Raw genomic sequence first — 9,053 nt, forward strand, 5'->3', positions numbered from 1 at the left:
CAGGGTATGGCGGATGTCCAGGTTGGAGAAGGCCTCGTCCAGGATCAAACAGGGCGCATCCTGGGCCAGGGCCCTGGCAAATACCACACGCTGGCGTTCCCCGCCGGACAACTCAGTAACACGGCGAAGGGAAAAATCGCTGATCCCCGTGGCAGCCATGGCCTGGTCCACCAGTTCCCGGTCCCTTGCTTCAGGCGCACTGAACCGGCCCAGGTGGGGATACCGGCCCATCATCACCACCTGGGCCACGGTAAAGGGAAAATTTACCCGGAAATCCTGGGGCACCAGCGCACATTTTTTCGCCAGTTCGCCAACGTTTAAATCATCCAGGGGCCTGCCGTCGAGCAGGATATTGCCATTCTGCGGTTTCAAATGTCCTGTAATCAGGTCAAGCAGAGTGGTTTTTCCACTGCCGTTGGGTCCAAGCACACCATGGAAGCACCCGGTCTCCATTTCCAGGCTGATCCCCGAAAAAATGGCGCGGTTCTCATAGGAAAAACAGATATCCGTTAATGTATATCCCATGGGCATTAAACCCGATGTTTTCCGGAAAACTGCCGTTTAAACACATAACAGAAAAACGGTCCCCCAATCAATGCGGTGAGCACACCAATGGGCAATTCCGAGGGCAGTACGGCCCGGGTAAAGGTATCTGCGCACAGCAGCAGCACCGCCCCGGCCAGAAGGGAAACCGGCATCAGCCACTGGTTGTCCGCTCCCACAATCGCGCGCATCATATGGGGCACCAAAAGTCCCACAAATCCGATGATGCCCGAGACGGACACGCACACTGCCGCCATGAGTGACGCGGCGGCCAAAAGAATCAGACGGGATTTTTTCACATCCACGCCAAGGGAAGCGGCAGCCCGGTCCCCCAAAGCCATAAGATTCAAGTCCCGGCCAAAACAGAGGCACACCACGGCGCCTATGCCCACAAAGACAAGGGAAAGTCCCACATCCATCCAGGTTTTGGCGGCAAAACTGCCCATGAGCCAGAAAATAATCACCGAGACCCGTTCATCCGCCGCATATTTTAAGAAACTGATCCCGGCTGAAAGAATAGCGGCAACGATAATACCCGAAAGAATCAAATTGTTGGATGAATACCCGCCGGCAGAGCCGCCGGACAGGTAGAGCACCACGGCCAACGTCATAACGGCACCGGCAAAGGCGCACAGCCCCACACTCACCCCCTGGAAGTAACTCATGTTGAAAAAAAAGGCCGCACAGGCCCCAAAGGCGGCACCTGCTGAAATGCCAAGGGTATAGGGATCTGCTAGCGGATTTCTCAAAATTCCCTGGAACACCACCCCGGAAACAGAGAGCCCGGCGCCCACAATGGCAGCCGTCAAAATTCTGGGAAGGCGTACATCCCAGATAATGGCCGAAGCCAGCGCATCCGCAGGGCCCCGGTCGCAAAGCTTTTCCCAGATTACGGCCAGCACCTGCACAAAAGGCAGACGAACCACCCCCATGGCGGTAGACACAACAATCATCGCGCCCAGCAGTAAACCAAGAACAATGGCCATCCGGGCGGGGGCGCTTTTTATGCCTGTTACGGCCGGCAATGCGTCATTGCCTTTGCCAGTTGACCTACCCAGATGTCGACAAATTCATCATATTCAGCAGTGCCTTTAAGCACGGTCTGGCAGGAAAATCCAGCCTTGGTGAGCCGGGATTTCCAGGAATCTTCTTCGTCGCCGGCCATATCATTTTTGGCATGATCACCCGCAACCGACATAAAGGGCATTAACCAGACTTTTCCAGTCTTTCTTTCCTTAAGCCAGGCAATGACATCCCCAAGTTCAGGATACCCTTCCACGGTGCCCATGATAATGTTGGGGTCTTTTTGCTGAAGCTGCCAGTTCATAGCAGAATAATAAATATTCCCCGGATGGTGGGTGCCATGCCCCATGAGTACCACAGCATCATTGGCCTTACGGGCCTTGGGCAGCGTGGCAAAGATAGCGTCAATCGCTTTGGCAACCGTGTCCTGGGCCCCCAGCATGGGAAATCCCAAAATGAGCCGGTCAAAACCGCCGGGCATGGCTTTAAAACCATTCACGGTCATGGCCAACTCATGGTACTCTTCTCCCGGAATGGTATGAAGGGACTGCACTGCCACATGGGTGTATCCTTCATCCATCATTTTGGCCAGTGCCTGGGCCGGGGAAAGAATAATCTCCCCCTGCCCGGCCAGTTTATGACGGATGATATGAGAGGTATAGGCCCAGCGCACATCAACACCGGGAAACGCTTTTTTCACTTTTGCCTCAATGTGTTGAAAAGAGACCTTTGCAGAGGCTTCGCTGGTACCGAACGCCACCAGCAGAATGCCTTTTTTCATCTCGCGTGCTTCTTTGTGAGCATATGCATTTGCTGCACACAAGACCATGGCCAAAACAACTGCTGCGTAAATCAATTTTTTCATACAACCTCCTCCTGATTTTCCTGGATGTTAAACATGGCGCAACGCAAGCCATCCAGCACCGGCGCCGCATTAAAAACAAAAACCGGCAGGAACATGTTTGCCCATACACGCCTGCCGCCATACTCCTTTAAGGAGGCGATCCCGCAGATAGGAGACCCAAAAAAACAAAACAGCCCTTCAAGCCTTTTATCGACTTGAAGGGCTGCACCCAGTTTTCTTGGCCCTGTAATATTTATGTCTGCGTCGGCAATTCCCTTTGCATAACGCACATCATCAGCTCAGGCAGGTCTTCTGGCTCCCGGATCATCCAAATACCTGCGCCTTCCCATACGCTTTAAAAAAACGAACAGTGACATTATGCAGGTTTTGTCCCCGGTTACAGCGGCGGGACCGCTCCCGATTCTCACGGGATTCCCTGTTAGGCCCAAACAGGCACCTCAACACAAGAGGCATGATTGCGCAATAAAATGCTCCTGTCAAGCGGACTTTGGGAGGAAAACAGCGCGGTAGGGTGGGCACGCTTTTTGTGCCCACCGGTTGTCCATAAACTTGAGCCCATCTGATTTATCGTTCAGGCACAAGCTGTTATACGTATTACCTGGCTTATTGCTTAGAGATTCTGTAGGAAAAATCGAACAACATTTCTGCGTGATTTATACGCCTGATCTACATCAGGAATTATTTCCACCTCGCCCTCCCTACCTAGATTAGAAAATGAGTCCATGATCTTAATTGGAACTTCTAACCTGTCCCAACCATGAAACGCCCCTTCATATGCAATCACCTCAAGGAGAGGTTGTTCTTCTGAGTCCAAACTGTCCTTCAAGGCAAAGCAAGGTCCGGATCCATTATCATAATCATCTTCTTCTCCAATTTGAATTAAAAGTGGAGACCCTGTTAAGTCACTGAATTTTAATCCTGGAATCGAAGAATCAGGGCTGTATGCGTAACATACAGGATAATGAGCAACATGTGCTGCAAAACGCAGATTCCCTCCAAACTGTGCGGCATAATGTTTCGTAGCAGAAGCCATTGTCACTACACCACCCCAGGAAAATCCCAGAACACCAATGCGGTCCGGGTCTATATTTGAATGTTCCGACAAAAATTTAAGAGCACCAAATGCATCAGGACAATTAAAAAAAGGGAGCGAGGGACGATCTGCGGCACTGTTTATCCCTCGCGCTTCCCACATATCGATCTCAAAGGTGGCGATACCAGCAGCGTTAAGTGCTCTGGCATAGAAATCGCCCCGAGAATCAACCCCTGCCGACCCATGCAGAATTACCACAGCAGGAAGATTTTTTGCTATGAAACGCTTTTTTCTCGATTGACAAGCGACTGGTAATTTTAATTTGCCTTTTACAGTGATCTCTTCCGGAGGTTTCTGCTCTATATCTAATATCTGAAACTCTTCAAAAGATATCACTGGTTGCCAATCTACCGGACACCCCTTTTCCTCAAAAGCATGGGATACTTGCAAGAAACTGAAAACAAATCCGTAAGCTAACAAAATAACCATTTTTTTTGATAACATAACCCCTCCCCTTTTCTGTTCACGAACAATATAAAGTTAAAAATAGGAACGGAACGAAATTCAACTCCTTATTAAATTTTAGATGATGCGTAAAATATTCTAAAAACTAAAATCACTCAAAACATATTTCGCCTGTTAGTTCAAATTTATTTTCGTTATCGCCTTCGCAAGTATTTATGTGACCATTCGCCTCCACTGCAGCGCTACTGACGTTCGTAAAAAATCCTTTGCCTTTCACAATGTTAGTGATTAATTCATGAACTTGGCAGTAACATGGTAAACCGTCTTCCCCGCATTCAATATTCTCTGGATTGACGATGACTGCTACATCCTCAAAGGATTCAAACATACTCCCATCTTTAAAGGTGGCTGTATGTGTCAGGTAAGTGACACCCGGAGTAGAGCTATTGATAACTCTTCCGAAAAGATACCCGCTTTCTTTGAATGCCTTATTACCATTTTGGTCAAACAACTGAAGGGTGATGCATCCCTGCTGCGTTATTTCATCTAAGGCGTTTATCGTCTTTACTGTTCCTTTTACCTTGTAACAAGTATCGGAAAAAGCAATTCCGCACCAAGCAATAAACAGCAAAAATGAAAAAACCAATATCTTTTTCTTCACGTAAATTCCCTCCTTCTAATGTTAAAGTTGATTCTAAATTTTTATCACCGATCTAAATAGAAATCTATCAGGGAAAACCTTAATTTCTAATTTTTTTTTGGAGGGATATACGTTATCAGGTGTCAGCAATCACGGAATCTGCCGGGGCGCGTCCTTGTTGAAAACGCTTTTAATTTTTGCAAAAAGCATTTTAACACCCCGCCATATTTTAGGCAGCAGCCACACAATCAGGCAAATAAATCCAATCAGGAGCATCAAAAATAAAATGGGATAGTGAAGCGCAGTCAGGATACCGCCGATGACGAGCACATCTTCGAGTATCGAAGCAGTCCAGTTGGAGAAGGGTTCCGGGGAGGTGTTGATCAGAAGCCTGGAACCCGATTTTGTCAAATGGCTGCCCGTGGCCAGACCGCCGCCCAGGATTCCGGCGGCAAGGGCCAAAGAAGGGTTGACATCGCCCACAGCACCTGCGGCAATCATCACGCCGGCAGGAATCCGGATAAAGGTGTGAATGGCATCCCACCCCGAATCCACCCCGGGGGTTTTATCCGCAAAAAACTCGACACAATACATGAATCCGGACGCCCACAGCACCACAGGGTCGGATAAAATTTCAAGCCCCTGGGGCAGCACCAGGTTTCCGGTGGCATCCAGAATACCCAAAACAAATACCGTGGCATACAGGTTGATTCCGCTGGCCCATGCAGCGCCCATGCTCAATGATATGGTTTTAATAATCTGATCAAAGCAATCCATGATTTAAGCCCCTTTCACCGATCACGGTTAATCCAGCCTTGCTTCCTAAAAATCAACTATCCTGGAAATCGTTTATCTGAAACACTATCACATCAACCTGGACAACGCCATACGATTCCCTTTTTGGGGCTTGGTCATAACATCGGCCANNTCCTCAACCCAACCTACCAAAAATTGGGATGGCCTAAAATATGAGCAAGGCCCCTTTTTGAATTGAATCTCCACCCTGTTTATTTCTCCAGGATAGTGTTAAATATCGGGGACAACAATAACATCAAACCCTTTTATACGAGGAGAGTGCAGGCAATGGCAGAGAACACAGCCCAATATGGATGGGATGGATCAATGGGGATTTCTCTTTATGATAAGATCCGGCAGGATATGAAAGCCGCCATGCGTAAAAAAGATACAGCCGTAAGAGATACCATGCGCCTGATCATGGGGGCGTTCCCCGAAATCACTGTTCCCATAACCCTTGAGAGCGGGAAAAAATCCACCCGGGCAAAAACGCCGGAAGAGATCACGGATGAGGATATCCATAACATCATCCGAAAATTCGTCAAATCTGAAAAAACCGTGCTGGAGATTAAAAAAGAAACATCTTCTGATTATCTGGAACTTTTAGAATCTTATCTGCCCAAAATGGCCACCACAGAACAGATTGAAGCCTGGATCAAAAGCAATGTGGACTTTTCCGCCATTAAAAGCCCCATGCAGGCCATGGGCGCTGTTATGAAACATTTTGGTAAACTGGCTGACGGGAACCAGGTCAAGGACGTTCTCCAGGGGATGACCGTCGAAAAATAATCTTTCATGGATCGTTCAACGTTAAATTATTACAGTCAAAATGCCTTAAAAGTGGCTGAAAGATATGAATCTGGTGATGTCAGACAACTGCATGACTTTCTTTCATCCAGCCTGAAACCAGGCGGCAAACTTCTGGAGCTTGGGTGCGGCTCCGGCAGGGATGCCGCCTTTATGGTCAGCCAGGGATTCAAGGTGCTGGCGACCGATGGCTGCGCATCAATGGTACAACAGGCAAAACTGCACCACCCCGAACTTGCCGCGCATCTGCTTCACTTGGAACTGCCGGACGGGCTGTCAAATGGGTTAGGGGTATTTGACGGAATATACGCTATTGCGGTTCTGATGCATCTTTCCGTACAGGAAATTGAAAAAACAATTTTAGGCGTTAATTCTCTTTTGGCAGCAAAGGGCCGGTTTATATTTTCAGTCCCGGCCCGGCGGGATGAAGTCATGACAAACACCTTTGACTCTAAAGGTCGGCGATTCACGGCACTCTCACCGGATGGGTGGACAGATTTATGCCTGAAATACAACCTGCAGCTTGTCCGGACCATGATCTCCGAGGATGGTCTGGGAAGAGACGGGGTTGCCTGGATGAACTGTCTGGCACAAAAGCCTTAAGCTGATCTGAAATATGCCCTTGGGCTGGGGGAATAACACTCAGGCCTGTTTCTTTGCTATTTATTTTTGGCAACATGCCGTTCAAAACGGCATAGACTACTCTTCAAAAGAACGCCAACCGCCGCCCAGTGCCTTGTAAAGTCGGACGGCGTTCCGGCTTACCGTGCCTTCGCTTACGACGAGCTTTTCCTGGAAGCTGAGCAGCGAACGCTGTGCATCAAGCACATTGTTGAAGTCGGAAAGACCATTGCGGTACTGATCCTGGGCCAGCTCCTCCGCGGCCCGGGCAGCTTCGACAGCGACCCTGAGCGAAGCGCGACGCTCTTTTTCCTTGCGGTAATCCATCAACGCATCACGCACTTCCTGCACACCATTCAAAACTGCGGATTCATAGGCATACAGGTACTGTTCCTGGACCGCTTCCTGAATCTTGATATTGTTACGGATAGAACCGGAGTAGAATATCGGCCAGCGAATTCCGGGTATAATGCTGTATTTCCCGCTGTCTGACTCGAAAAGTGTAGACGATGCCAAAGACTCCAGGCCGATGGAGCCGGTCAGCGTAAATTTGGGATAGAGATCGGCCACGGCTACACCGATGCGCGCCGTCTGGGCAGCCAGCTCGCGCTCCGCGCGTTGGACATCCGGGCGGCGGCGCAACAGGTCCGCGGGAATGCCATCAAGCGCCAAGTTGGACTGGGGTATCCGGTCGATACCCGGGATTTTCAGATTGCCCGGCACCTCGCCCAACAATACTGAGAGGGCATTTCGGGCACTCTCCAGCCCGGCCTCAAGGATGGGGATCTCGGCCCGCGTACTTTCGAGATTGTAACGTGCCTGTTGCACAGCCAGTCCGCTGCTCAAGCCAGCGTTAAAGCGGTCAGCAAGGATCTCAAAGGTCTCCTGCTGTGCTTCCAGATTGGCCTGGGATACGGTCAGTCGGTGCTGGTAGGTGCGGACGCTGAGATAGGCGATCGCGGTCTCCGCAGCCACACTGACCCGGACGTCATCCAGCCCGACCCGGATCGCTTCCCAATCCGCAACCGCTGCTTCAACCGACCGTCTGGTCCCGCCAAAGAGATCAATTTCCCAGACAGCATCAAATCCGGTGCTGTAGAGGGTGGTGGAACCGGTCTCCGACAGACCGTTTGTCGAAGAATCGAAATGATTGACACTGCCGCTTAGATCGACGGTCGGCCCGTAGGCTGCCTTGGTCCGGGCCAGTTGGGCGCGGGCCTGGCGGACCCGGGCCACGGCCGTCTTAAGATCATGGTTATTGCCCAGGGCCCGTTGGACCATATCGGTCAGCATTGGATCGTTGAATTGTGTCCACCATTGGGCCACATCTACCTCGATATTTCGCGCATCAGGGATGTCCGGCAGACTGGACCGCTGGTAGTCCGGCCCCACTGTCATGCAACCAACCATGAACATCGGCAATAAGAAGAACAACATGGACAGATGCTTGGCTGCCGAACGGTTACGGATGATGTACATCTTTTCCCGGAAGGTCTGGAACAGCACAAAAAGTGCCGGGACCAGCACAATCCCAAACAAGGTGGCGGCCAGCATCCCGAAGAACACCGTGGTGCCGATGGCCTGGCGGCTGGCGGAGCCGGCGCCGCTGGCGAACACCATGGGCAGCACGCCGAGGATGAAAGTGAAAGCAGTCATCAATACCGCACGGAACCGCTGTTTCGCCCCATCGGCAGCCGCATCGATGATTGACAGCCCTTCTTCACGCCGGGTTTTGGAAAATTCAACGATAAGGATCGCATTCTTGCTGGCCAGGCCCACCAACAGAATCACGCCGAGCTGGGCATAAATACTTAAGGGCAGTTTGACCGCCATCAGTCCGGCCAAAGTGCCAAGCACGGCCACCGCAGTTGAAAGGATTACCGGTAACGGCGTGGTCCAGCTTTCATACTGGGCCACAAGAAAAAGATAGGCGAAAATAATGGCCATCAGGAAGATCAGAGTGGCCGATCCTGCGGTGGTGGCTTCCTGGTAGCTCAGTCCCGACCAGTCAAAGGTATAGCCTTCCGGCAGTGCTGTTTTGGCAATTTCGGAAACCTTGGTCATTCCATCGCCGCTGCTGACCATCGGAGCCGTAAAGGCAGTGATGCCGGCTGCCGAGAACTTGTTGTAGCGTTCTATCATTCGCGGCGCAAGGGTGGTTTTCGTCGTAACCAGGCTGCCCAGGGGCACCATGGCGCCGTTGCGGTTCTTTACATGGATATTGTCCAGGGCCTCAAGGTTCTTGCGGTGGGGCCAGTCAG

General features: G+C 50.7%; 10 protein-coding genes and 1 riboswitch. Of the genes, 2 read left to right on the forward strand and 8 right to left on the reverse strand.

Annotated elements, in window-relative coordinates; translation table 11 throughout:
- The 7 genes from B3D59_RS02120 to B3D59_RS02150 form a co-directional block, all read right to left on the reverse strand.
- Window positions 1-525, reverse strand: a 525-nt coding sequence (locus B3D59_RS02120; RefSeq protein ID WP_286817431.1) for an ABC transporter ATP-binding protein, incomplete at its 3' end; no start/stop codon positions are given.
- A 5-nt stretch (window positions 526-530) separates the two neighbouring features.
- Window positions 531-1,529, reverse strand: coding sequence for a FecCD family ABC transporter permease (locus B3D59_RS02125; RefSeq protein ID WP_286817439.1), 999 nt, complete (start codon window positions 1,527-1,529; stop codon window positions 531-533).
- A gap of 26 nt (window positions 1,530-1,555) precedes the next feature.
- The gene (locus B3D59_RS02130; RefSeq protein ID WP_286817432.1) at window positions 1,556-2,431 is read right to left on the reverse strand and encodes a sirohydrochlorin cobaltochelatase; all 876 of its coding nucleotides are present in this window, start codon (window positions 2,429-2,431) and stop codon (window positions 1,556-1,558) included.
- Complete coding sequence (locus B3D59_RS02135) at window positions 2,428-2,700, reverse strand: hypothetical protein (protein ID WP_286817433.1); 273 nt, start codon at window positions 2,698-2,700, stop codon at window positions 2,428-2,430. Before B3D59_RS02135 ends, B3D59_RS02130 begins: the two co-directional genes overlap by 4 nt.
- Window positions 2,696-2,886, reverse strand: a riboswitch (cobalamin riboswitch). (Overlaps the previous gene by 5 nt.)
- 155 nt (window positions 2,887-3,041) lie before the next feature.
- Window positions 3,042-3,968 (reverse strand): dienelactone hydrolase family protein, encoded by a 927-nt coding sequence (locus B3D59_RS02140; protein WP_286817434.1) that lies wholly within the window; start codon window positions 3,966-3,968, stop codon window positions 3,042-3,044.
- A gap of 112 nt (window positions 3,969-4,080) precedes the next feature.
- On the reverse strand, window positions 4,081-4,590 hold the full coding sequence (locus B3D59_RS02145) for a hypothetical protein (RefSeq protein WP_286817435.1): 510 nt from the start codon (window positions 4,588-4,590) through the stop codon (window positions 4,081-4,083).
- 129 nt (window positions 4,591-4,719) lie between these two features.
- A complete protein-coding gene (locus tag B3D59_RS02150; protein ID WP_286817436.1) occupies window positions 4,720-5,346 on the reverse strand; it encodes a DUF4126 domain-containing protein in 627 nt (208 codons plus the stop codon).
- Between the two features lie 306 nt (window positions 5,347-5,652).
- Here B3D59_RS02150 and B3D59_RS02155 point away from each other — a divergent pair, with 306 nt between their 5' ends.
- Complete coding sequence (locus tag B3D59_RS02155) at window positions 5,653-6,153, forward strand: GatB/YqeY domain-containing protein (protein ID WP_004071707.1); 501 nt, start codon at window positions 5,653-5,655, stop codon at window positions 6,151-6,153.
- A gap of 6 nt (window positions 6,154-6,159) precedes the next feature.
- Complete coding sequence (locus tag B3D59_RS02160) at window positions 6,160-6,774, forward strand: class I SAM-dependent methyltransferase (protein ID WP_286817437.1); 615 nt, start codon at window positions 6,160-6,162, stop codon at window positions 6,772-6,774.
- A 96-nt stretch (window positions 6,775-6,870) separates the two neighbouring features.
- On the opposite strand, the gene B3D59_RS02165 is transcribed toward B3D59_RS02160, so the two are convergent.
- On the reverse strand, window positions 6,871-9,053 hold a 2,183-nt coding region (locus B3D59_RS02165; protein ID WP_286817438.1), incomplete at its 5' end, for an efflux transporter outer membrane subunit.

Origin of the sequence: Desulfobacter sp. UBA2225, assembly GCF_002348205.1 — a bacterium.
GTDB lineage: Bacteria > Desulfobacterota > Desulfobacteria > Desulfobacterales > Desulfobacteraceae > Desulfobacter > Desulfobacter postgatei.

What these genes read in the sequence shown, in the direction of transcription:
- B3D59_RS02125 (WP_286817439.1), bottom strand. Translation starts at nt 1,529, where the DNA reads ATGGCCATTGTTCTTGGTTTACTGCTGGGCGCGATGATTGTTGTGTCT.
- B3D59_RS02130 (WP_286817432.1), bottom strand. Translation starts at nt 2,431, where the DNA reads ATGAAAAAATTGATTTACGCAGCAGTTGTTTTGGCCATGGTCTTGTGT.
- B3D59_RS02140 (WP_286817434.1), bottom strand. Translation starts at nt 3,968, where the DNA reads ATGTTATCAAAAAAAATGGTTATTTTGTTAGCTTACGGATTTGTTTTC.
- B3D59_RS02150 (WP_286817436.1), bottom strand. Translation starts at nt 5,346, where the DNA reads ATGGATTGCTTTGATCAGATTATTAAAACCATATCATTGAGCATGGGC.
- B3D59_RS02155 (WP_004071707.1), top strand. Translation starts at nt 5,653, where the DNA reads ATGGCAGAGAACACAGCCCAATATGGATGGGATGGATCAATGGGGATT.
- B3D59_RS02160 (WP_286817437.1), top strand. Translation starts at nt 6,160, where the DNA reads ATGGATCGTTCAACGTTAAATTATTACAGTCAAAATGCCTTAAAAGTG.